The organism is Streptomyces luteolus (assembly GCF_029968015.1).
Lineage (GTDB): Bacteria > Actinomycetota > Actinomycetes > Streptomycetales > Streptomycetaceae > Streptomyces > Streptomyces luteolus.
The window spans coordinates 117,027-143,073 of record NZ_JASCIS010000007.1 but is presented as its reverse complement, the minus strand read 5'-3'; the positions used below and the strand labels follow the sequence as shown (position 1 = coordinate 143,073).

The window sequence follows — 26,047 nt, the reverse complement described above, 5'->3', positions numbered from 1 at the left end:
CGGTGACGTCTGTCGACAAGCCGACCGACCACACCACCACGGGTCAGGCCGACCCCGACAGCAACACGAAGGCTGTGACCGAGGCCGCTCTCTTCGAGGCGTTCGGCGGTCTCCGCGGCATGATCGAGACGGTCCTGCCCGGCCTGCTCTTCGTGACCATCTACACGGTCGACAAAGACCTGAAGATGTCGGCGATCGCCGCGCTCGGCGTCTCCCTGCTGCTCGTCGTGGTCCGCCTCGCCAGGCGGGACACGGTCAAGCACGCCTTCAGCGGCGTATTCGGCGTGGGCTTCGGTGTGGTCTTCGCGATGATGACCGGCAACGCCAAGGACTTCTACCTGCCGGGCATGCTCTACACCCTCGGCCTGGCCCTCGCGTACATCGTGACGACGCTCGCCGGGGTCCCGCTGATCGGACTGATCCTCGGCCCGGTCTTCAAGGAGAACCTCTCCTGGCGCACCCGCAACCCCGGCCGCAAGAAGGCGTACGCGAAGGCGAGTTACGCCTGGGGCTTCATCCTGCTCGCCAAGTGCGCGGTCCTCTTCCCGCTCTACTGGTGGGCGGACACCACGCAGCTCGGCTGGGTCCTGGTCGCCCTGAAGATCCCGCCGTTCCTGCTCGCCGTCTGGCTGACCTGGGTCTTCCTGGCGAAGGCGCCAGCGCCGATCGACGTGTTCGCGGAGATGGAGGCCGAGGAGAAGGCTGAGCGGGAGCGTACGTCGTCCTGACCTGGGCGTGGTCCAGCGTGCCGTTGATCGCCCTTCGGGCTCGTCCTCAAACGCCGGACGGGCTGGATTTGCCGGTCGGCCCGCCGTGTGCCGCGAGAACTGAAGTGGGCCCGGAACCTTTCAGGTTCCGGGCCCACTTCAGTCGTACGCGTACGACCGCTAGCTCTCCTTGCGGACCGACAGCAGGTCCTCCAACTGCTCCTCACGGGCCTGGGCCGCGACGAACAGCAGCTCGTCGCCCGCCTCCAGGGAGTCCTCCGCGGTCGGGGCCAGGACGCGGGTGCCGCGGATGATCGTCACCAGGGACGTGTCCTGCGGCCACGCGATGTCGCCGATCGTGGTGCCCGCGAGCGCGGACTCCGGCGGCAGGGTCAGCTCGACCAGGTTGGCGTCGCCGTGGCTGAAGCGCAGGAGCCGCACCAGGTCGCCGACGCTGACGGCCTCCTCGACCAGGGCCGACATCAGACGCGGCGTGGAGACCGCGACGTCGACGCCCCAGGACTCGTTGAACAGCCACTCGTTCTTCGGGTTGTTGACCCGGGCGACGACGCGCGGAACCCCGTACTCCGTCTTCGCGAGGAGGGAGACGACGAGGTTGACCTTGTCGTCACCGGTCGCCGCGATCACGACGTTGCAGCGCTGCAGGGCCGCCTCGTCCAGGGACGTGATCTCGCAGGCGTCGGCGAGCAGCCACTCGGCCTGCGGCACCCGCTCCACCGAGATGGCGGTGGGGGCCTTGTCGATCAGGAGAATCTCGTGCCCGTTCTCCAGGAGCTCGCCCGCGATGGAACGACCCACCGCGCCTGCTCCGGCAATGGCGACGCGCATCAGTGACCGCCCTCCTCAGGGCCCTCGGCGAACGCCGCCTCGATCTTCGCGACCTCGTCGGTGCGCATCATCACGTGCACCAGGTCGCCCTCCTGCAGCACCGTCTGCGAGGTCGGCAGGACCGCCTCGCCCAGGCGGGTGAGGAACGCGACGCGGACGCCGGTCTCCTCCTGCAGCTTGCTGATCTTGTGCCCGACCCAGGCGCTGGACGCGTGCACCTCCGCGAGCTGCACACCGCCGGTGGGGTCACGCCACAGCGGTTCGGCGCCGGACGGCAGGAGCCGGCGCAGCATCTGGTCGGCGGTCCACCGGACCGTCGCGACGGTCGGGATGCCGAGGCGCTGGTAGACCTCGGCGCGACGCGGGTCGTAGATACGGGCCGCGACGTTCTCGATGCCGAACATCTCGCGGGCCACCCGGGCCGCGATGATGTTGGAGTTGTCGCCGCTGCTCACGGCCGCGAAGGCACCGGCGTCCTCGATACCGGCCTCGCGCAGGGTGTCCTGGTCGAAGCCGACGCCGGTGACGCGGCGCCCGCCGAAGCCGGAGCCGAGCCGGCGAAAAGCCGTGGGGTCCTGGTCGACCACCGCGACCGTATGCCCCTGCTGCTCCAGGGTCTGCGCGAGTGCGGCGCCCACTCGTCCGCAGCCCATGATGACGATGTGCACGACCGTCCTTCCGGCTGGCGTATTTCCTACGTCAGGAATGCGTTAGGAATGCGTTAGCAACTCTGCGGCTGCTGCTTACTGCTGAGGCCCCGAAGGCTCCTGGGGTCAGGATTAACAGGGTCTCAGACAGACGCACAAGCTACACAGCCGCCGAGAGGCGGGTGGGCGGCCCCCCTTTCGAACGCTTACGATCCTCACCGTGTCCAAACTGACCGACGTGCCCAAACGGATTCTCATCGGGCGCGCACTGCGCAGCGACCGGCTGGGAGAAACGCTCCTTCCCAAGCGCATCGCACTTCCCGTCTTCGCCTCCGACCCGCTGTCGTCGGTGGCGTACGCGCCCGGAGAAGTGCTCCTTGTGCTGTCCATCGCGGGGCTGTCGGCGTATCACTTCAGCCCGTGGATCGCGGTCGCCGTCGTCGTGCTGATGTTCACCGTCGTCGCGTCGTACCGGCAGAACGTGCGCGCCTATCCGAGCGGTGGCGGCGACTACGAGGTGGCCAACACCAACCTCGGGCCGAAGGCCGGGCTGACCGTCGCGAGCGCGCTGCTCGTCGACTACGTCCTCACCGTGGCCGTGTCGATCTCCTCCGGCATCGAGAACCTGGGCTCAGCGATCCCATTCGTCGTCGAGCACAAGGTGCTCTGCGCCGTCGCCGTGATCGTGCTCCTCACTCTGATGAACCTGCGCGGCGTCAAGGAGTCCGGAAAGCTCTTCGCGATCCCCACGTACGTCTTCGTGACCGGCGTCTTCCTGATGCTGGCGTGGGGCGCCTTCCGCGGCTTCGTCCTCGGCGACGAGATGAAGGCACCGACCGCCGACCTCGTCATCAAGCCGGAGCACGAGGGCCTCGCGGGCCTGGCGCTGGTCTTCCTGCTCCTGCGCGCCTTCTCCTCCGGCTGTGCGGCGCTCACCGGCGTCGAGGCGATCAGCAACGGCGTGCCCGCGTTCCGCAAGCCCAAGTCGAAGAACGCGGCCACCACGCTCGCCCTGATGGGCGGTCTCGCCGTCACCATGTTCTGCGGCATCATCGTGCTCGCCATGGCCACCGACGTCCGGATGGCCGAACGGCCCGCACACGATCTGTTCCTGAACGGGCAGCCGGTCGGCTCGGACTATGTGCAGAACCCGGTGATCTCGCAGGTCGCCGAGGCCGTCTTCGGACACGGCTCGATCCTCTTCATGATCCTCGCCGCGGCCACCGCGCTCGTCCTCTTCCTCGCGGCCAACACCGCGTACAACGGCTTCCCGCTGCTCGGCTCGATCCTCGCGCAGGACCGCTATCTGCCGCGCCAGCTGCACACCCGCGGCGACCGGCTCGCGTTCTCCAACGGCATCGTGCTGCTCGCCGGCGCCGCCGCGCTCCTCGTCGTCATCTACGGGGCCGACTCGACCCGCCTCATCCAGCTCTACATCGTCGGCGTCTTCGTCTCGTTCACGCTCAGCCAGATCGGCATGGTCCGGCACTGGAACCGGCACCTGCGGACGGAGAAGGACCCCGCCAAGCGGCGCCGCATGATCCGCTCCCGCGCCATCAACACCTTCGGCGCGTTCTTCACCGGGCTCGTCCTGGTCGTCGTCCTCGTCACCAAGTTCACCCACGGCGCCTGGGTCGCCCTGCTCGGCATGGTGATCTTCTACGCGACCATGAGCGCGATCCGCCGCCACTACGACCGCGTCGCCGAGGAGATCGCCGCCCCCGAGGGCCCCTCCGACGACAGCGTGCGCCCCTCCCGCGTGCACTCCGTCGTCCTGGTCTCCAAGGTCCACCGGCCCACCCTGCGCGCCGTCGCCTACGCCAAGCTGATGCGCTCCGACACCCTCGAAGCCGTCAGCATCAACGTCGACCCGGACGAGACCAAGGCGCTCAGGGACGAGTGGGAGCGGCGCGGCATCTCCGTACCGCTGAAGATCCTCGACTCCCCGTACCGCGAGATCACCCGCCCGATCATCGAGTACGTGAAGAACCTGCGCCGCGAGTCCCCGCGCGACGCGGTCAGCGTGATCATTCCCGAGTACGTGGTGGGCCACTGGTACGAGCATCTGCTGCACAACCAGAGCGCCCTGCGGCTCAAGGGACGGCTCCTGTTCACGCCCGGCGTGATGGTCACCTCCGTGCCGTACCAGCTGGAGTCCTCCGAGGCCGCCAAGCAGCGGGCCCGCAGGCGCCAGGACTGGAACGCCCCCGGCGCGGTCCGGCGCGGCCCGGTCGAGCAGCGCAAGCCGAAGGCGGCGAGCAACAGCGGCGGCAAGGGAAGCGGCAACGGCGCCGGCAACGGCGCCGGCAACGGCGCCGGCAACGGGGCCGGTAACGGGGTCGGCGACGGCAAGAGCTGAGTCGTGCGCCGTGTGGTGAGCGGCCGGGCGCGGTCCACGTAGACTGGTGGGCTGTTGTCCGGCCGTCCCTTTTTTCGCATCTGGAGCCACCCCGCCATGCAGGCAGAACCGAAGAAATCGCTGGTGGGAGAGGAGTACGAGGTCGAGGTCGGCCCCGTCGCCCACGGCGGCCACTGCATCGCCCGTACGTCCGAGGGCCGGGTGCTCTTCGTGCGGCACACGCTGCCCGGCGAGCGGGTCGTGGCCCGCGTCACCGAGGGCGAGGAGGACTCCCGCTTCCTGCGCGCCGACGCGGTGGAGATCCTCGACCCCTCCAAGGACCGCATCGAGGCGCCCTGCCCGTACGCCGGACCCGGCCGTTGCGGTGGCTGCGACTGGCAGCACGCCAAGCCGGGCGCGCAGCGCCGCCTCAAGGGCGAGGTGCTCGCCGAGCAGCTGCAGCGGCTCGCCGGACTGACCCCCGAAGAGGCCGGCTGGGACGGCACGGTGATGCCCGCCGAGGGCGACAAGCTCCCCGCCGGCGAGGTGCCGCAGTGGCGTACGCGCGTGCAGTACGCGGTCGACCCCGACACGGGCAAGGCCGGTCTGCGGCGCCACCGTTCGCACGAGGTCGAGCCCATCGAGCACTGCATGATCGCCGCCGAGGGCGTCAGTGAACTCGGCATCGAGCAGCGCGACTGGTCGGGCATGGCCTCCGTCGACGCGATCGCCGCGACGGGATCGCAGGACCGCCAGGTCATCCTGACCCCCCGGCCCGGCATGCGGCTGCCGATCGTCGAACTCGACCGTCCGGTCTCGGTGATGCGGGTCGGGGAGAAGGACGGGGGCGTGCACCGCGTCCACGGGCGCCCGTTCGTGCGCGAACGCGCCGACGGCCGTACGTACCGCGTGGGCAACGGCGGCTTCTGGCAGGTCCACCCGAAGGCCGCCGACACCCTCGTCCTCGCCGTCATGCAGGGCCTGCTCCCGCGCAAGGGCGAGACGGCCCTCGACCTGTACTGCGGCGTCGGCCTCTTCGCCGGCGCCATCGCCGACCGGGTGGGCGAGCAGGGCGCGGTCCTCGGTATCGAGTCCGGCAAGCGGGCGGTCGAGGACGCGCGGCACAACCTCGCGGAGTTCGACCGGGTCCGGATCGAGCAGGGCAAGGTCGAGTCCGTACTGCCGCGCACCGGCATCACGGACGTCGACCTGATCGTCCTCGACCCGCCCCGCGCGGGCGCGGGCAAGCAGACGGTCCGCCACCTCTCCTCGCTGGGCGCCCGCCGCATCGCCTACGTGGCCTGCGACCCGGCGGCACTGGCGCGGGACCTGGGGTACTTCGGGGAGGCGGGGTATCGGGTTCGGGTGCTTCGGGCTTTCGATCTGTTTCCGATGACGCATCATCTGGAGTGTGTGGCGATTCTTGAGCCTGCCGCGAAGGGTGCCTGACCTGCGGTTTTGGCCGTGCGCGTTATGTGCGGTGTGGGCGTTGCGGGCGATATCTTGACGCTGAAATGACGCTCGTGACGCTCATTTGACGCTCGTTCTGATGGGGTATCAGCTGCCCTGGAGTACAGGTTGGTCGCTCTGCCGCCTGCTTGAGCGTGGCAGGGCATGGAGGTGCTGTGACGCTGGCGGTGCCGCTGATCCATCTGGCCTCGGCTGGTCGTTCAAGGCGGCTGAACCTTCTTCTGTCGGTGCCACCGCTCGGAGTCTGATCGGCAGTTGATCGCCGCCATCTCGTCCGACGCGTGCTCCAACTCGCCGCATTCATCAAGGCGTTCGCCCTAATCGACCACTACCCCTTCGCCAGCCTCTGACCTGTTGCCGCCTCCGCGTGACTGGCGCGGGACCACGTAGGGCCGCTATCTTGGAACGGGCATTTCAAGATAGGTTCCGCTCCAGTCGTCGACCAGGAGGAAAAGCAGCATGACTACCCTCAACGCCGAACTGCGCACCTTCTATGAAGCACGCCAGCAGCAGATCCCCGCTGAGATCCGACGGATCATGCACCGGGCCGGCCAGGAACTCGCCGACTCCGGTCAGGCCGACCGCGCCCTGACCGTCGGCGCCCCGGCACCGCGCTTCAGTCTCTCCTCTGCGACTGGGCAGGTCGTGTCCCTGGAAGACCTACTGGCCGACGGCCCGGTCGTCCTGACCTTCTACCGTGGCGCATGGTGTCCGTACTGCAACATCGCCCTGCGCTCCCTGCAGCAGCATCACGACGCAATCACCGCTCGCGGCGCTCGCCTGGTGGCCGTCTCCCCGCAGATTCCCGACGAGTCACTCACTCTCACCGAGAAGCACACCCTCGCCTTCGACGTCCTCAGCGACATCGGCTCCGACACGGCCAAGCAGTACGGCCTGGCCTTTGACCTGCCCGACGACCTCGCTGCCGTCTACGGCAAACTCGGCTTCGACCTCCAGCGCGTCAATGGCGGCCATCCTCGCACCCTCCCGCTGCCCGCCACTTACGTCATCGCCCGTGATGGCGCCATCCGCTGGGCCTTCGTCAATTCCGACTACACCATCCGCGCGGAACCGGCTGACATCCTCGCCGCCCTCGACGCCCTCGACGCCCTCGACTGAAGCAGGCGGTCGACCGGCATCACTACGACCGGCGCCCATCCGGTCTGTCCGCCCTGTGCCTGTCAGCGTCTTTGCGGCATGTTGAAGCGAGAGTATCTTGGAATTCTCATTTCAGGATGGTGAGGGTGAAACATGCCGGACATCAAGCACTTCGATCCGGACGCCACCTTGGAGACCGTGGTGCGGCTGTTCTGGCGGCAGGGCGTGGCCTCGACCGGGATCCAGGACGTGGTGACCGCGACCGGGCTCAACCGCTCCAGTCTGTATGCCACGTTCGGCGGCAAGCAGGAGCTCTATCTCGCCGCACTGCGCCGCTATCTGGAGTTGCGGTCCCAGCCGGTGTTCCGGCGCTTGGCCGAGGACGAGCGGGGGCTGCCGGCCGTTTCCGAGTTCTTCGCCGGTCTGATCGAGGCTCGTTGCTCAGGCGAGTACGCGCGCTGGGGCTGCATGGTCTCCAACGCGCACGCCGGGGCTGAGAACAGTGCCCCAGAGGTGCGCGCCGTCCTGGACCAGCACCACCGGGAGCTCCGCGACGCGCTGTACGCCGCCCTCGTTACCGCTGACTGCCAGGGGCAGTTGTCCTCCAGTGCCGATCCCGGAGCTGCCGCGGATCTGCTGGCGCTGATCGCCTACGGCGTCAACTTGCGCTCCCGTGCCGGAGCGGACGACGCGTCGCTACGAAAGACGGTGACCGCCGCTCTGGACTCGATCGGAGTCCGGGCGGCGGGATAGAGGTGTGTTGATTCGTCGTTCAACCGTTGGCAGTCGGCACAGGATGTGGCCGGAGAGCAGAAGCCGGCTTGGCTGCCGTTTCTGTTCCATCGACCGTGTAGTCCCCGGGCGACGTGGCGTCGACGCCCTCGGGGCCTTCCCGATCTTCAGGAGGAAGGTCAGGATCACCGTGATCAGAACGTTGAGCACGAACGCTGTCAGGCCGATGTAGCCGATCTCGCCGATGCCCGGGATCTCCTTCGCCGAGCCACCGAAGTGCTGCTGGGTCGGGTAGGGACGCCGTATGCGGCGACCGTGCCGGAGGCGGCCATGTAGCCGCCGGTGGTGGTCAGTCCCGCCTGCAGCACCATGATGGCCGCGCGTCGGCCGGGGGGCAGGCTCTCGGTCATCAGGGCGTAGACGACGGGTAGCATCCCACCGGCCGCCATGCCCATCAGGGCGTACATGACGAGGGTGCCGCCGAAGGTCGGCATGGCTTCGCACACCGTGGTGCCGAGGAAGAGCAGAGCGGAGATGAGGATGGTGGCCCTGCGGCCGATGCGGTCCGCCGCGCGTCCCCAGACGAGCGATCCGAGCACGGTGCCGGTCAGCGCGACTGCGGGCAGGGCAGCCACGAGACGTCAGTTCGACGGTGACGTCGGGCTCGGCGTCGACGGTGTCAACAGACACGTCTGGTCCGCCTGTTGTGGGGTTCCCAGCCATAAGTGTGAGAGGTGACCGAAACCTACCGTCGCAGACACTCGAAACACTGAGCCGTTTCAAATCGCTGGAGGGTTCGTGTATCTGTCTCATGGAAGGCTCGGCAGGGCAGCCGCCGGGCTGCTCCTCGCCATCAGCACGTTCGTCGCGGTTCCTGCCGCAGCGGCGGCTCCCGTGTCCGTCGCCGGTGAACTCAAGTCCTACAACGTCGACGGCGTGTACAGCGTCGGGATCTCGTCCGGCGGCTACATGGCGACTCAGCTCCATGTGGCGTATTCCGGTACCTTCGACGGCTCAGCCACCTTCGCGTCGGGGCCCCAGTATTGCGCGCAGAACAACCTGAACACCGCTCTGAACGCCTGTATGGAGGTCAGTCAGGATCTCCAGCTGGAGAAGCTGAAGCAGACCACGAAGGATTGGTCGGCCCAGGGCAAGATCGACGACGTGGCGAATCTGTCGGGGGATCCGGTCTACGCCTTCAGCGGTTCGAGCGACTCGACGGTTGAGCGCCCTGTGGTCACGGCGCTGAGCGACTACTACGCTCACTTCGGTGCCAACGTCCTCTACAACAAGAGCACGACCGCCGGCCACGCCTGGATCAGTCCGCTCGGTCCGAACTCCTGCACCGTCACCGCGACGCCCTACATCAACAACTGCGGCATCGACCCCGAGCGGGACTTCCTGGCGCATCTGCTCGGGTCGGTCAACGCACCCGCCGGCACGCCGGGCGGCACGCTGACCCAGTTCGACCAGAACCAGTACGAGCCGGGCGGAGCGGCCAAGCCGATCTCGATGGACGAGAAGGCCTTCGTCTACACGCCCACGTCCTGTGAGGGCGGCGCCACCTGCAAGGTGCTCGTGGCCCTGCACGGCTGCAAGCAGGGCTACTCGTACCAGGGGTTCGGCACCCAGTTCATCGACAAGGCGTATCTCAACGAGTACGCCGACACCAACAACCTGATCGTGCTCTACCCGCAGGCCATAGCGACCGCCACCCTGGACAACCCGAACGGCTGCTGGAACTGGTGGGGCTACCTCGGCGATGCCGACTACGCCCGGCACGGCGGTAAGCAGATCGAGACGATCATGTCGATGGTCAAGGCCCTCGGAGGCGGAGGGGGCACCACCCCGCCGACCACAGGCAGCGCCACGCTACAGAGCGTCGACGCCGAGGACGGCTACATCAAGGCCGCCGCCGACGGCTCCGGCCAAGCAGTCGGCACGCGGGAGAACTCGTACGGACTGGCCCTCGGCCGGGGAACCGATGGCAAGTTCAACCGCACGGTGCTCTCCTTCGACACCTCCGCCGTCCCGGCGGGCAAGACGATCACCCGCGCCTTCGTGACGCTGACCCGGACGAGCGGCTCCGGCGATCCGTGGTCGAGCCCTCCCGGCAACCGCCTCATCGTCGACGTCCAGAACGGCTGCCTCGGCGGCTGCGCAGTGGAGACCTCCGACTGGGGAGCGACCTCCACCGCACAAGGCACGGCCCAGATCTCCTCGTTCACCTCGGGCAGCAAGTCCTCCACCGACCTCTCCTCTGCGGGGCTTTCGGCGATCAACCGCTCGGGGAAGACACAGGTACGCCTGCGATTCGAGCAGAACCAGACCGCGACGGCCTACCTGTTCGTCAACAAGGACACCCGGGCCACGCTGACCGTCGAATACCAGTAAGGCCTCGCCGTTGTGAACTCGCGGGCAACCTTTGCCGGTTCGCCCGCGGGCACCCTGTAGCAGCCGGTGCACGCCGGGCTCCACAGCGCCGCCCGACCGGTCGGGCTGCCGGTCAGCACCGCGTACTGGTGGTCATGGGGGGCTACGCCCGCACGACCACCAGTACCTCGTCCGTCGAGAGTGGAGCCCGCACGGCCTGCGTACTCGGCCCTGAGCGCGGAGAGGCGGCCCGCCGGATCGGCGACCGCGATGGCGGTCTTCGACATTTTCCGTCTCGCAGACGGCCTGATCGTCGAGCACTGGGACAACATGGAGCCGGTCCCGGCACCACAAGACGCCAAGAGCAGGAGGAAGTTCTGGGGGGGGGAGAGAGATCGCAGTGGTCACTGCCTTCGCCGTGACCGTGCCCGTGTGGGCGACGATCAGCCTCAGGGGAACATGCCGGACCGCGCCGATCGGGCTGAGCGCCGTGTGCCTGTCGGTACGGGGCCGGAGCCGCAGTGAGACGTTGTCCTTGTCGGTCCGGTAGGTGATCGGCCAGTCGCCGCCGGCCATGGGACTACCGGGCGCCGAGCCGGGCGCGGGTGGCGTCGACGGTCGTGGCGGACACCGGGTTCAGAGTTGCTCTGCGAGACGGTCGTGGCGGACCGACGGCCACGACCCGGCCCCCGTTCGGTCAGAAGAGGGTGTAGAGGAGCTTCTTCGGGGATCCGCTCTTCGGTCCTGGACCTTGCCCGGCTGGCATTGTTCACCAGCGCGTCGCCCACCTGGGAGGGCGTCGCGGACGGGTTGGCGGCGAGATACAGCGCTGCAGCGCCGGCCGTGTGCGGCGCGGCCGTGGAGGTGCCGCTGATCGTGTCCGTACCGACGGCCGCACGACCGCCGAACTCACTGTGGGCGGTGCGCAGTCCGGTGTCGATGACGTACATGTGGACGTTCGCTGCGGTGGTGTTGTACGTGCCGCTCAGCGGAAAATCCCGCCGGCCATGGCCGGTACACCGGGTACCACGGGCGCTTGCCGTGGTGGTGTCATCGGGCGAGCTCCGGCACGAGCCCGGCGAACTCCGCGCAGAATCGGTCGATCATGCACAGCTCCTCGTCGTCGAGGCAGTGGCCGGGCGCGCGGCAGTGCGCCGAGCCGAACCAGCCGCGCCGCACTGAAATCTCCTTCTCCGCGGCGACGATGAGCTCGACGCCCTGCATCCAGTACGAGAGGTACGGGACCAGGCGCGTGTGCAGTGCCGTCGCACCGTCCGTGTCGCCGCGCTCCCAGCGGCTCCATAGGTCCACGTACAACTCCGTGAAGGAGCAGCCGGGTTGGACGCCCACCGCCCCCCGGCGCAGCGCGTCCGGAAGTTGCAGCCCGGCGTAGCCGACGAGTGCGGGCAGTGGGCGCTCCCCCTGCGCGAGTGCGGCGATGAGGCGGCCGGGCGGTGCCGACTCGACCTTCACCCACCGCAGGTTCGGGTGCTCGGCGGCGAGCCGCCGCAGCGTCGGGGCGTCGAGGGCCGTGCCGGTCTGGGCAGGGGCGTACTGCACGACGACGGGCAGCGGTGCCACGGCGCGGAGCACGGCCCGTACGTGGTCGAGGACCGCTTCGCGGGAGGGGCCGAGGAAGTGCGGGGGCAGGAGGTTGACCGCGTCCGCTCCGCGTTCCGCGGCCCGTGCCGCCTCACGGACCGCGTGCCGGGTCGCGTGGTCGGGGACCGAGACGATGGCGGCCACGTCCGGACGGGAGCGGGTCCGCTCCAGCAACAGGCCGGTGAGGAGGTCCCGTTCGCCGCCGTCGAGCTTGTGGAACTCGCTCGCGAAGCCGGGAAACATCACGGACGTGACCCCGGTGGACAGCACCCGCTCGACGACGCGGGCGAAGCCGTCCGGGTCCAGGGATCCGTCTGCATGGAAGGGCACCTCAAGGACGGGCGACACACCGCGTACGAGCGCCGCGGTGTCCTTCTGTGCCGGATCCTTGTGGATCGGATCCTGCTGTGCCGGATCCTTTGTCATCGGGGTCATGGCAGTCCTTTGGAACAGGAAGTCCGACGGAACCGGACATCCGGTGGGGCCGCTTCGGGCCGGTGGGGCGGTTTCGGGCCGGTGGGTCGACCGGCTGGGTGGGTGGTGCACCGGTCCTCGCGACCGGGTGGGGACATGCGGCGGATCGGCGCGGCACCGATCGTGGTGTCGCGCCGATCCGCCGTGCCGGACGGGAGTTACTCCCGGGCGGTGGGTGCGAGGGGTGCGTCGATCGGCAGCACCACCACTCCATCGCCGCGGGTGCTGTACGTCGCCCGCCCCTCGATCGCCTGGCCCCACGAGACGGTCTCGCCCTCGGGCACCGTGATGGTGAACTCGACGACGGCCTTCTTCCCGGGAGCCAGCGCCTTGGCGCCGTCCTCGCGGGTCGGCTCGACCTTCCAGCCTGCCGGGGCTTCCAGGGTCACGGCCACGTCGTGGAGCGGGACTTCAGAGGTGTTGTGGACGACCGCGGAGGCCCGCAGGGTCTTCCCGGCGACCGCGACATTGTCCGGGAGTTCGAGGCTCGCGCTGACGGGAGCGACGCTGCAGCGGTGGAGGGTCGACAGGCCGGTCGTCGCGGATGCCGTTTCGGCGAGGAGTTCGCGCGCGACCCCGGCACGGAGTGCCCCGGACTCCCGCTGCCCCGTGAGCCACTTGTCCAGGGTCGAGACGGTGGCGAGGGACGCCTCGACGGCCCGGGACAGCCTCTGGTCGTCACCGCCGGTCCGGGCGGACCTCACCTCGTCGGTCCGGCGCTCCAGTTCGGCCGCGGCGGCCCGGATACGGTCGGCCTGCTTACCCGTGAGGTCACCGCTCTCCTCCAGTGCGGTGGCGCGGGTGCTCAGGGCGGACGCCGCGGCTTCGGGCGCTTCCAGCTCACCGAGGACCGGGTCGGACTCCGCCGTGGTGTAGGGACGGGACGTCATGCAGATCGCCTGTCGGCGGTCGAGCCACCGCGTCAGGTACATCATCCCGGCGAGATGGGTGATCCGCTGCTCCTTGAGCGCGTAGTTGCTCTCCTCGTCGTCGGCGTAGGTGTGGCCGTCCGGGTGCCGTTCCTGCATGGCCGCGGCCTCGGTGTTGTGCAGCTTCTCCCAGGTCGGGGCCTTCGTCCCGGCGAGGTTGTCCTGGCCGAGGACGTCGGCGATGACATCGGCCTGGCCGAAGTACAGGGGGAACTTCGTTCCCCAGTCGTTGCCTTCGGGGTAGTAGATGTCGGCGGAACCGGGACGGTAGATGGTGCCGCCGGGCTCGCGGTAGGTCGGCGTGGTGAACTCCCGGTCCACCAGGGCGTCGTAGACGACGTCGATGTTGTGGACGGCGGCCTCAGGTGTGGGAGTGCCGGCCAGGGAGGACGTCAGTGCCGCGTTCACGCTCTCCGAGAAGGCGAGCATGTAGATCGGGTGCAGGAAGCCGTGGTTGACGACGGTGCCGTTGTTCTCGATGTTGGAGCCGTCGAGGAGGTCGCTGAGCTTGCGCCCGTTGAGCACCTGGTCGCTGTCCGTGTCGGTGGGCCGGGCGTAGGCGGCGATCATCAGGTCCACGTTGCGGCGCTGCCAGTCCTGCCAGTGCTTGTGGTCGGGCATCATCGCGGCGGCGAGCCCGAGGATCGTCGACCACGAGGAGTCCTCCTCTGCCTGGGTGTTGCCGCCGGAGATGATGGTGCCGCTCCGGTCGCGGTAGTACGCGGGAGCCGGGGCCTTGTCGGCTTCGTACTCCACCATGTTCTGCACGCAGGTCTGCTCGGCGGGTGACAGCTCGTCCCACAGCAGCCAGCCGGCGAAGGCCGCGTAGAAGCTCCACAGCGGGGTCTGCCAGTGGTCGCCGGGGTCGCCCCAGCCGCCTTCGGTGTTGGCTCGGTGGCGGTAGGCGAGTGAGCTCACGAGCTTGGTGACGCGGTTCGTCGCCTCCCGCTCGCTCAGTCCGGCCTTCTCGGCGTCGAAGGTGCCGGTGGCGAGCGGAACGGCCGATCCCATCGCGGCCATGGCCGGGGCGCGCAGCTCGTACTCGCCGTCGCCGCCGAAGTCGAGATAGCGGCCCTTGTCGTCGCCGTACCGCTCGGGGTACCAGGTCGCGACCGAGTGGCGGGTGGCGTTGAAGGCGATGTCGCGCAGCTGCCGGGACTTCTCGTCGGTGGGTTCCGTTCCGGTGAAGAGGTTCCTGTCGATGGGAGCGACCTTCGCGTTGCCGCGGGGCACGCACACCTGCTCGGCCGGGGGATCGTTGGCCGGCGGCGGCGGGCCCACGCTGACCGATGCGGCCCGGATGGTGCCGGCGAAGAACATCTCGGTGCCGGTGTCGCCGCCGTTCGCGAAACGCAACGGCTGATCGTCGCCCATCGGCTGGTACGAGCCCTGCATCAGGGCGCGGCCCTTGCCGGTGGCGGCACCGGACACGGCGATGGACAGGCTCTTGCCGTTCCATTCCGCCTCGATGTCGTAGCTGCGTCCCTCGACCGCCTTGACGTCCGACGACACCTGAGCCCAGCCGCCGGTGTCCTTGGCCATCCAGAAGGCGAGCGTGCCCTTCGTGGTCATGTAGACGGCCCAGCCGCGGCCGTCGGAGCGGCCACTCACGATCGCCCGGTAGTCGGGGCCCACGGCCGTCGGCACCACGCCGTCGAGTTCCAGGCGCCAGCGTTCGCCGGCCTCGATGCTCTCGGGCTGGTAGCCGGCGTCGTAGCCGACGGAGATCTCCCCGTCGTCGCTGCCGTCGAAGCGGGCGCCCGTGCCGGTGAACTCGACACCGCTGCCCGCTTCGCCGTCGTGGCCGTTGCCCGACAGGTCCTTCGCGTTCCCGGCCGCCAAGTCCCAACGGGCCGCCTCACGTTGCTCCCCGGCGGAGGCCGCCGGGCCCGGACCGGTCGCGGACGTCGTCCTGGCTCCGGCCGGCCCGCTGACCAGAGTCAGACAGAGGGCGGCGACCAGACCTGTGACGACGATGCGTGAGGTATCTCTGCGCCGCGGGCGCAGGCGCCGGCGATCGGCCGAGGCCCGTATCGCCTTTCCGTCTCCTCCGTGCACGCTTCAGTCTCCTTCTTCGTGAGGTGGACCAGTTGTCTGTGCCGAGTGCTGCGTGAGGTGGACCAGTTGTCTGTGTGCCGAGTGCTGCGTGAGGTGGGCTATTTGTCCGCGCCGAGGGTGAGGCCCTCGATGATGCGTCGGCCGAGCCAGACGTACAGGGCGACCATGGGGAGCACGATGATGCAGACACCGGCGAACAGCGCCCCGTAATCGGCGCCGCTGTACTGCTGTTTGGCGAGGAAGCCGAGGAGCGCGAGCGACAGCGTCTGGTTCTCGTTGCCGGTGACGAACACCAGGGCGAGGAAGGTCTCGTTCCACAGGCCCACCGCGTTGAGCGCGAGTGCGGTGATGAGGCCGGAGCGGCCGAGCGGCAGCATGATCTGCCAGAACGTCCGGAACGGGGAGGCACCGTCGAGCGCGGCGGCCTCCTCCAACGAGCCGGGCAGGGAGCGGAAGAACCCGGTGAGCAGGAAGACCGTGAACGGCAGGGACAGTGCGACGTAGAGGACATAGAGCCCGGGCAGGCTGTTGACCAGCGCCATCTCCTGGGCGATCACGAATAGGGGGACGATGATCACCTGGGCGGGGACCCCGATGCCCAGCGCGAACAGGACGCTCAGCGAGTCCGACATCCGGCCGGGTATACGACTCAGCGCATACGCGGCGGGCGCGGAGATCAGCACGATGGTCACGCTCGCGGCGCCCACCAGCAGGACCGTATTGACGGCGGCGGGGCCGAAGTTGCCGGTCGTCCACGCGTCGAGGTAGTTCTCCAGCTGCGGCCTTCCGGGCAGCGACCAGGGGCTGCGGAAGATGCTGCGGTGCTCACGCACCGAGGTCACGATCATCCAGCCGAGGGCGAAGAGGTTGAACCCGACCAGCAGCCACACCAGCGTGTGCGCGATGCGGCGGCCGCGGCCGCGGTCCGAGCGGCCGGCCCCGGGGCGGCGCCCGCCCGGCCGGAGGATCCCTCGCCGCCGTTGGTGTTCGTCCTCCTGCGTCGGCGTGCTCGTCGTCGGTCGTTCGGTCGTAGTAGGCATCGTCGATCCAGACAGTGCGGTCAAAACTCGATCACCTCGCGGCGCAGGACCCGCCGGAACAGGAAGACGAGCACGATGAGGAACAGCAGGGTCACCACAGCGGCGGCGGAGGCGTAGCCGAACAGGTACGGAGGGGTGCGCCCGCCGAAGGTCTGCCCGTAGATGAACAGCGCGCTGTTCCACACACCGGTCGGCGGCATGTCGTTGGTGGTGCCGCCGAAGGCGTAGAGGAACTCGAAGATCTTCAGCGAGCTGATCGTCCAAAGGATCGCCGAGGTCGCCACCACGTCCCAGGTCAGGGGAAGGGTCACGTGCCAGAAGCGCTGGAAGGCGTTCGCCCCCGCGAGCTTGCAGTCCTCGTACAGGTAGGGCGGGATCCGGTCCACCCCGGCCATGATGATCGTGACGTAGAAGCCGGTGTTCACCCACGCGAGCCCGAGCAGGATGACGAAGAACAGGTGGTCGCCGAGCCAGTTGGGGCCGTCGGAGATACCGATGCCCTGCAGCGCGGAGTCGAGCAGCCCGTCGTTCTGGAAGATGAAGCCCCAGAGCACCGACAGCACGATCGGAGCGATGATGTTGGGGAAGAACAGCACGGCGCGGGCGAACTTCCGGCCGGCCAGCTCCCTGAGCACCATCGCGAGGGCGAAGCTCGCCACGAAGACGGCCAGTCCCACACCGACCAGGATGATGAGGGTGTTGGCGAACGCACCGCGGAAGACCTCGTCGCCAAGGAGCACTTCGTAGTTGCCGAGGCCCCTGAACTTCATCTCGCCGATGCCGTCCCACGCGTGCAGGCTGATCCAGAACGAGGCGAGGGTGGGGCCGAGGAAGAAGACGAGGTACAGGACGAGCGGAACGGCCACGAAGGGCCAGAAGAGCCGGCGCCGCCGGGCCTGGAACGGCCCTTCGTCACGCCTGCTGCGCCTGTGCGGGGCTGCGGGACTGGCAGCGGAGGAGGTCGTGGCCGTGGCCCGGTCCCGCGCCGGAACTGCTGTGTCGGTCATGGGCTCAGTGCTTCTTCCAGTACGCGGCCTGCTTGTCCGCCACCTGCTGGATGAACTGGTCGGCCGTGATCTTTCCGGCGAGCAGTGCGTTCCCGGCGGGCTCGAACACCTCGGTCGGGTAGTTCGGGTAGTCGGCGTCGATCCCGTCGTACGCCGGGGTGATCTTCCGCTCCTTGAGGGCCTCGGCCAGGCCGGCCAGCTGCTCCGGCGCCTCGACGTCGGGGCGCGGGACCAGGTTGAGCGCCTTGGTGGAGAAGCCCTCGATGTTCTCCCGCTTCATCATGAAAGCGAGGAACTTCTCGGCGGCCTCGGGATGTTCGGCTGCCGTGGGGACGGCGAAGCCGATCGCGCCGGTGTGCACCGAGTCGTCGCCGCCCGCGACGGTGGGGAAGGGCATGGACCGGTAAGTGAACCCGGAGGCGGCCGAGTTCCTCGTCTCGCTGGGTATCCAGGAGCCCATCAGGAGGAAGTCCGAGTCGCCCGCGGCCCACCGCTCCTGCATGGCCGGCCATTTGCTGCCGAACGCTCCTTCGGCGAAGTACCCGCCCCTGGCGAGGTCTTCGACCCTGCGCAGCGCGTTGACGACCTTGGTGTCACGCCATGCGTCGCCGGACTTGTCGGCGGCGATCTTGTTCACGGTGCCCGGCCCGAGCGCGCGCTCCAGAAGGTGCACGGTCCACAGGCTGTTGTAGAAGCCGATGTCACCGTCGAGGGCGAGCGGGGCGCGCCCCTCCTTCTTCCGCTCGTCAAGGAGCTTGAGGAAGGCGTCCCAGGTCTCGGGTTGCTTGTCCGCCAGCTTCGGGAACTTCGACCCGTCGTACCAGAGGGCCTGGGCGAACACCTCGTACGGGAGCATGTACGGCTTCCCGTCGTGGGTGGTCAACTCCCGGTATCTGCCGGGTCCTACGGCGGCGACGGTCTTGCCCTCGCCGGGAACGTTCGCCTTGTAGACCGCGGAGAGGTCGCGGGCCTGACCTGGCTCGGCGAGCGTGGACCGCAGGGAGTTGTGGTCGTGGTCCACGAGGTCGGGCACCTCGCCCGAGCGCAGCGCGGGCGCGACCTTCTGGAGCACCTTGCGGCCCTGCCAGACGACATCGACCTCGGTGCCGGACTGCTTCTCGAATCTGGCGATGGCGCTCTTGAGCACCTCGGCCTGGGGTTCCTTCTCCTCCCACATGGACCAGTAGACGAGCGTGTCGTCCCCTGAGCCGGGGCTGCCACCGCAGGCCGCGGTGGTGAAGGCCAGGACGCCCGCCGTGAGTGCGGCGAGCGTCGTGGTGCGCATTCTGTTCATGTAGGTCTCCACCTGTCCCTAGCGGGGGCAAAGCCGGACTCCGCAGGCACGCCCGGACCTTCGGGGAGCGGGCTCTCCGGTCCCCGGCAGCATCCGGCTGAGCGGTCCACACGCTCCCCCTGCATGTGTGCGACTGTCAACACTTCGAATGCTCGAATCTGCTTTTTTCTGCATGGTCTTGCTTGTTACTTGCTCGGTGTGCTTGATTGATCGCACAGATTGAGCGCTTCATGAGGGGGCGGCGGAGGCTATGAGCGGACAGCAGGCGCGACAGTCAGGGCACGGTCGTGCAGAGCGACTCAATGCCATCCTCGACAGGATCTCCGGCATGGGCTCCGTGGCGGTCTCCGAGATGGCCGAAGAGCTCGGCGTCTCCGAGGCCACCGTCCGGCGGGACCTCGACCATCTGTCGGATCAGCAACTCGTCGCACGGACGCACGGCGGGGCGCTGGCCCACCATGCCGAGGTCGGTACGCGGCGGCGTCGAAACGCCGTACTGCCCCAGCACACCGCCGTAGCCGAACTCCTCGCCGCGCGCTGTGCCTCGGCACATGCGGTCGGCATCACCGGCGAGTCACTGGGCGAACTGATCGCCGGACACCTCGCGGGCCGACGGCTGGCGGTCCTGACCAACGCGCTGGACGTCGCCGCCAGGCTGAAGACGGCGGACGGTGTCGACCTCGTGGTGACCGGAGGGACGCGCAGGGCCGGAACGTCGCTGCTCGTCGGCCATCTCGCCGAACAGGCCGCGGCGTCCTACCAGGTGGATGTGGCCGTCGTGGTGTGCGAGGGCGTCACGGAGACCTCGCTCAGCGTCGCCGACTCCGCCGTGGCGGGCGTGGCCGGCCAGATCATCGCGCGGGCCCGCAGTGTGGTGGTGGCCTGCCCACCGGAGGGCATCGGCGTTGCGCGGTTCGCATCGGTGGGATCGACCAGCGACGTAGCCGAAGTGGTCACGTGGCTGCCGGACGAGGACGACTCGCTGAACCGGGAAGCGCTGGACGCGGTGGCGGACGCCGGGCCCCTGGTGACCGTCGTGGAAGCGAAGTAACGGCAAGTTTGGAGACGGTGAATGGTGGTCAATCCGCATGTTGTCCCGTTGCTGGAGACAGACACTCCGGCAACGGCGAACGGCGAAGAGGTTCCGTCCCTGGCCGGTCGGACCGTTCTCGTCACCGGGGCCACCGGTGACGGTGTCGGAGCAGGCGTCTGCCGTGCCGTTCAGGCGGCCGGCGGACGGCTGGTCCTCAACGGCCTGACCGAGGCCGAGCTCGCACCAGTGCTGAAGAGGCACCCGGGTGCGGTCGGCGTCGTCGGGGATGTGAGCAAGCCGGAGGACGCGGAGCGGATCGTGCGGACCGCGACGGAGCGCTGCGGTCCGGTGACCGCGCTGGTGAACAACGCGGGTGTCGGACTGGCCGAGCCCTTCTACCGTGCGTCCGAGGAGGAGTTCGACCGGGTCTTCGATGTGGACGTCCGAGGGTTGTGGCTGGTCAGCCGCGCCTTCTCCCGCCTGCTCATCGACCAGGGCATGCCCGGCGCGATCGTCAACGTCTCTTCCGTGCACGGTCGGGCGACGATGGACCAGTACGCGATCTACGCCTCCGCCAAGTCCGCGGTCGACGGGCTCACTCGCGGGAGCGCGCTGGAACTCGGCCCGTACGGTGTGCGCTGCAACGCCATCGCACCCGGCTACGTCCACTCCGAGCAGAACGTCCACCTGCTCGGCCGGATCACCGACGACCCCGAGGCGTGGGTGGAACGGCACCGGGACGTCGAACAGCCCCTGCCCCGCCTCGTCGAACCGGTCGACTGCGGATGGGCCGCGGTGTTCCTGCTCTCGGAGCAGAGCAGATGCGTCACAGGACAGACCCTGTACGTCGACGCCGGGCTCACCGCCCGCCTGTACAACCGCGCCTCGACCGGAAACCCGGCCTCCGCGCCGGCCACCGTCGGCGGACCCCTGCCGGACGCACCTGACCCGTCCGACGGGGGTCCGCTCCCCACATCCGACCTGACCGCGTCGACGCCGCTGGCGGCGATCGGCGCCCCGTCCCTTCTCGAGGGGTCCCTCTGATGCGCATCAGCCGGATTCTGGCGACCGAGGTCGTCGTCCCAGCCCACCCCGGTGCGATCGAATCCGCCGCACTCCGCAGGCCGCTGCACAAGCTCCCGGTCAAGGGTTCACGCGGCTGGTCGGTCCAGTTCGACGAACTTCCCAAAATAGTCCTGCAATTGGAGCTGGCCGACGGGACCGTCGGGCTCGGTGAGCTGTACCGGTCCGTCGACTGGCCGACCGTCGACGCCATCGCCGAGTCACTGGTCGGCGAGGACATCGGCCGACTGTGCCGTCAGGACCTGCCCTTCGCACGGACCCGGGAGTACGACGGATTCGAGATCGCGATCTGGGACGCCTACGCCCGTACGCTGGGTGTCCGCGTCGTCGACCTGCTCGGGGGGCCGGTGCGCGATCTTGTCGAGGTCAGCGCCTGGTCGAGCCACCGCACTCTCGACGAGATCGGGGACGTGGCCCGCGGCTACCACGAGCAGGGCTTCACCTCCTTCAAGCTCAAGTGCTCGCTGGAGGACGACGTCGTCGGCTGGTGCGCCGCGATCGCCGAGAGCGCTCCGGGCATGCGCGTCGTGCTGGATCCGAACGAGCGGTTCGAGCGGGTCGCCGAGGCCCGCAGGATCGCCGACGGCCTCGCCGAGATCGGCAACGTGCTGTGCCTGGAGGATCCGATCCCGCACTGGATGGCCGCGGAGTGGGCCGAACTGCGCAGGGCCACCTCGATCCCGGTCGTCCGGCATGTGTCGCTGCCGTACACCTCGGTCGGCAACCGTCCGAGCGACGCGATCACCGCGATCCGCAACAGCACGGTCGACGGATTCAACTTCAACGCCGGCCTCGCCGACTTCCAGCGGCTCGACCACGTCGCCGACGTGGCCGGCCTGCCGTCCTGGCACGGCTCCGAGGTGGATCTGGGCATCCTCGAGGCGGCGTACGTCCACTCGGCCGCCGCAGCCCGGTCCTGCACCTGGCCCAGCGACATCTTCGGCCGCCACATCCGCTCCCACGACCTGCTGCGTGAGCCGCTGGCACTCACGCCTCCGCACGTGCGCCTGCCCTCCGGACCCGGTCTCGGCGTGGAGCTGGACGACAGCGCGGTGGCGAAGTTCCGTACCTCAGAGAAGGAGTACCGATCCTGATGACCCCGTACCGCAACCCCTTCACCACCGATGCCGACCGCGCCCAGATCTGGGAGATGCTCGTCGAGCGGGACATCCGATCCTTCATGGTCGGCGACTGGGACCTGGTCGCCGACGACTTCCACGCCGACTCGTTCGTCGCGGTCGACGGACGGATGCGGTCCAACCCCGACTCCTGGCGCCTCGGCTTCCGCGCGCTCGACGACTACCGCAGGTCCTGGCTGGAGCAGAGCACGGCCATGCGCGAGCTCGTCGCCGACGGCCTGGAGACCGGCCTGTACGAGGCGAGCACGGTGCGCGACATCGAGATCGACGGCGACCGGGCGCTGGCGCACAAGAAGATCGACGGCCAAGTGCGCCGCAAGGACGGCTCGATCGTCCCGCTGAGCTGGCAGACCCTCTACCTGTGCCGGAAGTTTGACGACCGTTGGCGGATCATCGGGTTCGTCGGCTACCTGCCGAACCCGATGGGCGATGCCGCTCCGGCCGCGCCGGCCACCGCGGCCAAGCAGGTCCCCGCGAGCGCACGCCAGCACACCACCGCGGGACCGTACTCGCCGGTGCTCTCCGTCCGCGCCGACAAGCTCGCCGTCATCTCCGGGCAGGCGGCCATCGCCTCCGACGGTTCGGTCATCGGCAAGACCGTCGAGGAGCAGGCACGCGAGACCCTGGACAACTGCGCCCGGCAGCTCGCTTCGGCCGGCTGCACCCTGGGGGACGTGTTCAAGGTCAACGTCTACCTCTCCGACATCTCGCTGTGGGAGCGGTTCAACTCGGTGTACCGCGAGATGATGCCCGGCACCCTGCCGGTGCGCACCGCTGTCGGCACCCAGCTGCTCGACGGGCTCCTCGTCGAGGTGGAGATGTGGGCGGTCCAGCCGTGAACCCGAACACCCGCAGCAAGGAGGCGGCATGACGTACTGGGAGCGCTGCACATCCCCCGCCCTTGCCGAGCTCGATCGCGACATCCCCGTCGTGCTGCCGATGGGCGCGGTGGAACAGCACGGACCGCACCTGCCGCTGGCCACCGACCGCATGATCGCCGAACACTTCGCCGCGCGCGTCGACGAGGAGCTGGGAACGGACGTCCTCGTCCTGCCCTCGGTCGCGGTCGGCTGCTCGGACCACCACCGGGACTTCGGCGGCACGCTGTCGGTGAGCCATGAGACGTTTCTGCGCCAGGTCGAGGACGTGGCGGGCTGTGTACTCGACCAGGGCTTCCGGCATCTGCTGCTGCTCAACGCCCACGGGGGCAACGAGGGCATCGGCCAGGTGGCCCTGGAGCGGCTGGGCACCCGGTGGCCGGGGCGGCACATCGTCCGCACCGCCTGGTGGCGCATCGCGGCGGACGAGCTCACTCGTCTCAGCGAGTCGGGCCCCGGAGGTGTGGGCCACGCCTGCGAGTTGGAGACCTCGCTCATGCAGGTCATCGCGCCGGCCCTCGTCGATCTCGATGCCGCCCCACCCATGACCAACACCCCCGCCTTCCCCTGGGACACCGCCGACATGCTGCGCGCGGCTCCAGCGACGCTGTACCGCCGCTTCAGCGACATCTCCGACACGGGGGTGTTCGGCGAACCAAGGATCGCCACCCGTGCCAAGGGCGAGGCGGTCAGCCGCGCCGTCACCGGCCAACTGGTGGCCCTCCTACGGTCGATGCGTTCCAGCGCGCCCGGCGGCACCGCCGCTCCGGCGCCCTCGGGAGCGGTGCGTATCGGGCAGACTTCCTGATCGGCCGCCCACTGGGACGCGTGAGGTCCAAGTCGGCGCCGATGCCCACCTGCGCCGGTGGGGCCGATCACTGACGGAGTCGAGTGCCGGGGTGCCTTCAACCACGGCTCCTGACACGGCCGTTGATGCCGACTGGGTTCACCTACGCCGGACTCCCTTCCTGTGAGTGCGCACCTGATCTAACGTGACTCGGAAAGCGTTTACCCAAGCGCTTACCCGAGTGTGGTGGAGGCCGCTCGTGAGATTCGGAATCATCGGGTGCGGGGTCATCGGTGGACTGCACGCGCAAACCGTGACAGGGCTGGGGGACCGCGCCGAACTCGCCGTCGTGGCCGACACTTCTCCCGACCGGGCCCGGCAACTGGCGGAGAAGCACGGCGTGGAGGCGTCCCACTCGATCGGGGAGGTTCTGGCGCGTCCGGACATCGACGCCGTGACCATCTGCACCCCGAGCGGGCAGCACGCCGATCTCGCGGTGGCCGCGCTGGACGCGGGCAAGCATGTCGTCATCGAGAAGCCTCTGGACATCACCCTCGGTGCGGCCCGTCGGGTCCTCGCCGCGGAGCGGCGGTCCGACCGCACCGCGATGGTGATCAGCCAGTTCCGGTACGAGCAGGCCAGCACGGTCGTGCACGAGGCGCTGCAGGCGGGGCGGTTCGGCAAGCTCACCTCGGGCAACGCGATCATGTCGTGGTGGCGCAGCCAGGAGTACTACGACTCCGGTGACTGGCGGGGCACATGGGAGTTCGACGGCGGCGGCGCTCTCATGAACCAGGGCATCCACACCATCGACCTGCTCGTCTGGTTCCTCGGCGAGCCGGTCGAAGTGTTCGCGTATGCCGACTGCCTGGCCCACGAGCGCATCGAGGTGGAGGACACGGCCGTCGCGACCATTCAGTTCGCGGGCGGTGCGCTGGGCGTGGTGCACGGCACGACGGCGGCGTACCCGGGCCCGGTGTCCCGCGTGCAGGTCCACGGCGACCGCGGCTCCGCGGTGATCGACAACGACGAGCTGGTGTACTTCCACGCGGCCGGCGGGGGTGGCCGGGAGTACCCTTACGGGGCCGGCGGTGAGGCCAACCAGGCCGGTGAACTGCTCGGCGGCGCGGGGTCGCGCCGCCGGTCCGACGCCACGTCGCACACCGCGCAGTTCGAGGACTTCCTCTCAGCCGTCGAGGAAGGGCGCCCGCCGCTCGTGACCGTCGAAGCGGCCACCCGCCCGCTCGCGCTGATCCGCGCCATCTACGAGTCGGCCCGCACCCGCAGGCCGGTGAAGATCAAGGAGTTGGGCCAGTGAAGTTGTCCGTCTGCACCGTGTCGCTCCCCGAGTGGACACCTGAAGAAGCGGCCGTCGAGCTTGCGGACCAGGGCTGGGACGGCATCGAATGGCGCGTCGTCGACCAGGCGCCGAGTTCCGTCACCGAGTTCTGGCAGGGCAACAAGTGCACGTGGCCGTCCTCGACATTCGAGGACGACGTCCCGCAGGTCAGGGAGCTCATCGAGAAGACCGGGCTCGTGATGCCGGCCATCAGCGGCTACGCGACCTGCGACAAGACCGAGCAGGTCGAGCGGCTGATGCGCGCCACGGCAGGCCTCGGCGTGCCTCAGCTGAGGGTCCCCCTCGGCAGGCCCGGCCCGGAGGGCTACGAGGCCGCGTTCCGGCGCCATCGCGCGCAGTACCGCGACATCGCCGAGCTCGCCCGGGAGCACGGCGTCAGGGCCTTGATCGAGCTGCACCACCAGTCACTGGCGTCCAGCGCTTCGGCGGCTGCCCGGTTCCTGGAGGGCTTCGATCCCGCGCACGTCGGCGTCATCCATGACATCGGCAACATGGTGCAGGAGGGGTACGAGTACCACCCCTGGAGCCTGGAGATCCTCGGCGACTACCTCGCACACGTCCATGTGAAGAACGCCGTTCTCGCCGAGCGGCCGTCCGCGGGAGCGGACCGCACCGAGTGGGCGTGGCAGTGGGCGCCCATGCGGCACGGTGCGGCCGACCTCCCCGCCCTCTTCGAGGCGCTCGCCGGGATCGGGTACGACGGCTGGGTGTCGGTCGAGGACTTCTCCACCGACGTCCCGCAGGCGGAACGGGTCCGGGACAACCTCGCCTACCTCCGCGAACTGACCTGCGCATAGGGGGCATCTCCAGCCGGACTTCCGGTCAACGGCTGGAGTGCGGCTGGAGGGGTACGGGACGGTCTTGCCGGACTGTCCGGCACACGTGGGCCCACGCCGCAGTGCTGGGCGACTACGTACGCGGACTGCGTGGACTGCGTGGACTGCTGGGCCCGGTGGGCGCACTCCCCAGCAATGACAGGTCACCACGACGCACTCGGTGGGCGTGCTCACGCAACTCCCGGACCATCTCCCCCTCGGTCTCCCGCCCACCCGCCGACGCGGGTCGTACGGAAGGTAGCGGCTGGGGATCGCGATCCCGGGCAGTGCCATCCGCGGGGACGACGCCGTCGCGTAGCAGCCCCGGACGCGC

20 protein-coding genes and 2 pseudogenes are annotated in these 26,047 nt (G+C 69.0%); 13 read left to right on the top strand and 9 right to left on the bottom strand.

Features of this window, described 5'->3' with window-relative positions; all coding sequences use genetic code 11:
• The first annotated feature begins 2 nt into the window (after positions 1-2).
• Complete coding sequence (locus QIT00_RS09275) at positions 3-728, top strand: DUF3159 domain-containing protein (protein WP_282534664.1); 726 nt, start codon at positions 3-5, stop codon at positions 726-728.
• Positions 729-887: 159 nt separating this feature from the next.
• Here QIT00_RS09275 and QIT00_RS09270 read toward each other — a convergent pair whose 3' ends face one another.
• Together QIT00_RS09270 and QIT00_RS09265 are read right to left on the bottom strand one after the other, a co-directional pair.
• Positions 888-1,556: a potassium channel family protein gene (locus QIT00_RS09270; RefSeq protein WP_282534663.1), complete on the bottom strand. Its 669-nt coding sequence runs from the start codon at positions 1,554-1,556 to the stop codon at positions 888-890.
• Positions 1,556-2,224: a potassium channel family protein gene (locus tag QIT00_RS09265; RefSeq protein WP_282534662.1), complete on the bottom strand. Its 669-nt coding sequence runs from the start codon at positions 2,222-2,224 to the stop codon at positions 1,556-1,558. The genes QIT00_RS09270 and QIT00_RS09265 overlap by 1 nt, the downstream gene beginning before the upstream one ends.
• Before the next feature lie 199 nt (positions 2,225-2,423).
• Between QIT00_RS09265 and QIT00_RS09260 the strand changes: the two genes are divergently transcribed.
• The 4 genes from QIT00_RS09260 (at position 2,424) to QIT00_RS09245 (ending at position 7,862) form a co-directional block, all read left to right on the top strand.
• On the top strand, positions 2,424-4,562 hold the full coding sequence (locus QIT00_RS09260; RefSeq protein WP_282534661.1) for an APC family permease: 2,139 nt from the start codon (positions 2,424-2,426) through the stop codon (positions 4,560-4,562).
• Positions 4,563-4,658: 96 nt separating this feature from the next.
• Positions 4,659-5,990: a class I SAM-dependent RNA methyltransferase gene (locus QIT00_RS09255; RefSeq protein ID WP_282534660.1), complete on the top strand. Its 1,332-nt coding sequence runs from the start codon at positions 4,659-4,661 to the stop codon at positions 5,988-5,990.
• Positions 5,991-6,470: 480 nt separating this feature from the next.
• Positions 6,471-7,130 (top strand): peroxiredoxin-like family protein, encoded by a 660-nt coding sequence (locus QIT00_RS09250; RefSeq protein WP_282534659.1) that lies wholly within the window; start codon positions 6,471-6,473, stop codon positions 7,128-7,130.
• A 132-nt stretch (positions 7,131-7,262) separates the two neighbouring features.
• Positions 7,263-7,862 carry a TetR/AcrR family transcriptional regulator gene (locus QIT00_RS09245; RefSeq protein WP_282534658.1) on the top strand — a complete coding sequence of 200 codons (600 nt, stop codon included), beginning with the start codon at positions 7,263-7,265 and terminating at the stop codon, positions 7,860-7,862.
• 19 nt (positions 7,863-7,881) lie between these two features.
• Here QIT00_RS09245 and QIT00_RS09240 read toward each other — a convergent pair.
• Positions 7,882-8,476, bottom strand: a pseudogene (locus QIT00_RS09240) (MFS transporter); the annotation flags it as partial.
• 163 nt (positions 8,477-8,639) lie between these two features.
• Between QIT00_RS09240 and QIT00_RS09235 the strand changes: the two are divergent.
• Positions 8,640-10,235 carry an extracellular catalytic domain type 2 short-chain-length polyhydroxyalkanoate depolymerase gene (locus QIT00_RS09235; protein ID WP_282534657.1) on the top strand — a complete coding sequence of 532 codons (1,596 nt, stop codon included), beginning with the start codon at positions 8,640-8,642 and terminating at the stop codon, positions 10,233-10,235.
• Positions 10,236-10,911: 676 nt separating this feature from the next.
• On the opposite strand, the pseudogene QIT00_RS09230 reads toward QIT00_RS09235, so the two are convergent.
• The 6 genes and pseudogenes from QIT00_RS09230 to QIT00_RS09205 form a co-directional block, all read right to left on the bottom strand.
• A pseudogene (locus tag QIT00_RS09230) lies at positions 10,912-11,098 on the bottom strand (S8 family serine peptidase); the annotation flags it as partial.
• Positions 11,099-11,264: 166 nt separating this feature from the next.
• Positions 11,265-12,251 (bottom strand): dihydrodipicolinate synthase family protein, encoded by a 987-nt coding sequence (locus QIT00_RS09225; RefSeq protein ID WP_282534656.1) that lies wholly within the window; start codon positions 12,249-12,251, stop codon positions 11,265-11,267.
• Positions 12,252-12,448: 197 nt separating this feature from the next.
• Positions 12,449-15,277 (bottom strand): NEW3 domain-containing protein, encoded by a 2,829-nt coding sequence (locus QIT00_RS09220; protein WP_282534655.1) that lies wholly within the window; start codon positions 15,275-15,277, stop codon positions 12,449-12,451.
• Positions 15,278-15,375: 98 nt separating this feature from the next.
• Positions 15,376-16,341, bottom strand: a complete 966-nt coding sequence (locus QIT00_RS09215) for a carbohydrate ABC transporter permease (RefSeq protein WP_282534654.1) — start codon at positions 16,339-16,341, stop codon at positions 15,376-15,378.
• Positions 16,338-17,324, bottom strand: coding sequence for a carbohydrate ABC transporter permease (locus QIT00_RS09210; RefSeq protein ID WP_282534653.1), 987 nt, complete (start codon positions 17,322-17,324; stop codon positions 16,338-16,340). The genes QIT00_RS09215 and QIT00_RS09210 overlap by 4 nt, the downstream gene beginning before the upstream one ends.
• 4 nt (positions 17,325-17,328) lie before the next feature.
• On the bottom strand, positions 17,329-18,618 hold the full coding sequence (locus tag QIT00_RS09205; RefSeq protein ID WP_282534652.1) for an ABC transporter substrate-binding protein: 1,290 nt from the start codon (positions 18,616-18,618) through the stop codon (positions 17,329-17,331).
• A gap of 250 nt (positions 18,619-18,868) precedes the next feature.
• On the opposite strand from QIT00_RS09205, the gene QIT00_RS09200 reads away from it, so the two are divergent.
• The 7 genes from QIT00_RS09200 (at position 18,869) to QIT00_RS09170 (ending at position 25,695) form a co-directional block, all read left to right on the top strand.
• Positions 18,869-19,669, top strand: coding sequence for a DeoR/GlpR family DNA-binding transcription regulator (locus QIT00_RS09200; RefSeq protein WP_282534651.1), 801 nt, complete (start codon positions 18,869-18,871; stop codon positions 19,667-19,669).
• Positions 19,670-19,717: 48 nt separating this feature from the next.
• Positions 19,718-20,695, top strand: a complete 978-nt coding sequence (locus QIT00_RS09195; protein ID WP_282534650.1) for an SDR family NAD(P)-dependent oxidoreductase — start codon at positions 19,718-19,720, stop codon at positions 20,693-20,695.
• Positions 20,695-21,828: a mandelate racemase/muconate lactonizing enzyme family protein gene (locus tag QIT00_RS09190; RefSeq protein ID WP_282534649.1), complete on the top strand. Its 1,134-nt coding sequence runs from the start codon at positions 20,695-20,697 to the stop codon at positions 21,826-21,828. The genes QIT00_RS09195 and QIT00_RS09190 overlap by 1 nt, the downstream gene beginning before the upstream one ends.
• Positions 21,828-22,712: a RidA family protein gene (locus QIT00_RS09185; protein ID WP_282534648.1), complete on the top strand. Its 885-nt coding sequence runs from the start codon at positions 21,828-21,830 to the stop codon at positions 22,710-22,712. Before QIT00_RS09190 ends, QIT00_RS09185 begins: the two co-directional genes overlap by 1 nt.
• 28 nt (positions 22,713-22,740) lie before the next feature.
• The gene (locus QIT00_RS09180; protein ID WP_282534647.1) at positions 22,741-23,559 is read left to right on the top strand and encodes a creatininase family protein; all 819 of its coding nucleotides are present in this window, start codon (positions 22,741-22,743) and stop codon (positions 23,557-23,559) included.
• Positions 23,560-23,743: 184 nt separating this feature from the next.
• A complete protein-coding gene (locus tag QIT00_RS09175) occupies positions 23,744-24,856 on the top strand; it encodes a Gfo/Idh/MocA family protein (RefSeq protein ID WP_349017169.1) in 1,113 nt (370 codons plus the stop codon).
• Entirely contained in the window at positions 24,853-25,695 is an 843-nt protein-coding gene (locus QIT00_RS09170) for a sugar phosphate isomerase/epimerase family protein (protein WP_282534645.1), read from the top strand. The genes QIT00_RS09175 and QIT00_RS09170 overlap by 4 nt, the downstream gene beginning before the upstream one ends.
• Positions 25,696-26,047 lie beyond the last annotated feature (352 nt).

Excerpts from the sequence above, each read along its gene's own strand:
- QIT00_RS09270 (WP_282534663.1), bottom strand. The coding sequence starts at position 1,556 with ATGCGCGTCGCCATTGCCGGAGCAGGCGCGGTGGGTCGTTCCATCGCG.
- QIT00_RS09185 (WP_282534648.1), top strand. The coding sequence starts at position 21,828 with ATGACCCCGTACCGCAACCCCTTCACCACCGATGCCGACCGCGCCCAG.
- QIT00_RS09180 (WP_282534647.1), top strand. The coding sequence starts at position 22,741 with ATGACGTACTGGGAGCGCTGCACATCCCCCGCCCTTGCCGAGCTCGAT.
- QIT00_RS09210 (WP_282534653.1), bottom strand. The coding sequence starts at position 17,324 with ATGACCGACACAGCAGTTCCGGCGCGGGACCGGGCCACGGCCACGACC.
- QIT00_RS09250 (WP_282534659.1), top strand. The coding sequence starts at position 6,471 with ATGACTACCCTCAACGCCGAACTGCGCACCTTCTATGAAGCACGCCAG.
- QIT00_RS09225 (WP_282534656.1), bottom strand. The coding sequence starts at position 12,251 with ATGACCCCGATGACAAAGGATCCGGCACAGCAGGATCCGATCCACAAG.
- QIT00_RS09245 (WP_282534658.1), top strand. The coding sequence starts at position 7,263 with ATGCCGGACATCAAGCACTTCGATCCGGACGCCACCTTGGAGACCGTG.
- QIT00_RS09205 (WP_282534652.1), bottom strand. The coding sequence starts at position 18,618 with ATGAACAGAATGCGCACCACGACGCTCGCCGCACTCACGGCGGGCGTC.
- QIT00_RS09255 (WP_282534660.1), top strand. The coding sequence starts at position 4,659 with ATGCAGGCAGAACCGAAGAAATCGCTGGTGGGAGAGGAGTACGAGGTC.
- QIT00_RS09190 (WP_282534649.1), top strand. The coding sequence starts at position 20,695 with ATGCGCATCAGCCGGATTCTGGCGACCGAGGTCGTCGTCCCAGCCCAC.
- QIT00_RS09200 (WP_282534651.1), top strand. The coding sequence starts at position 18,869 with ATGAGCGGACAGCAGGCGCGACAGTCAGGGCACGGTCGTGCAGAGCGA.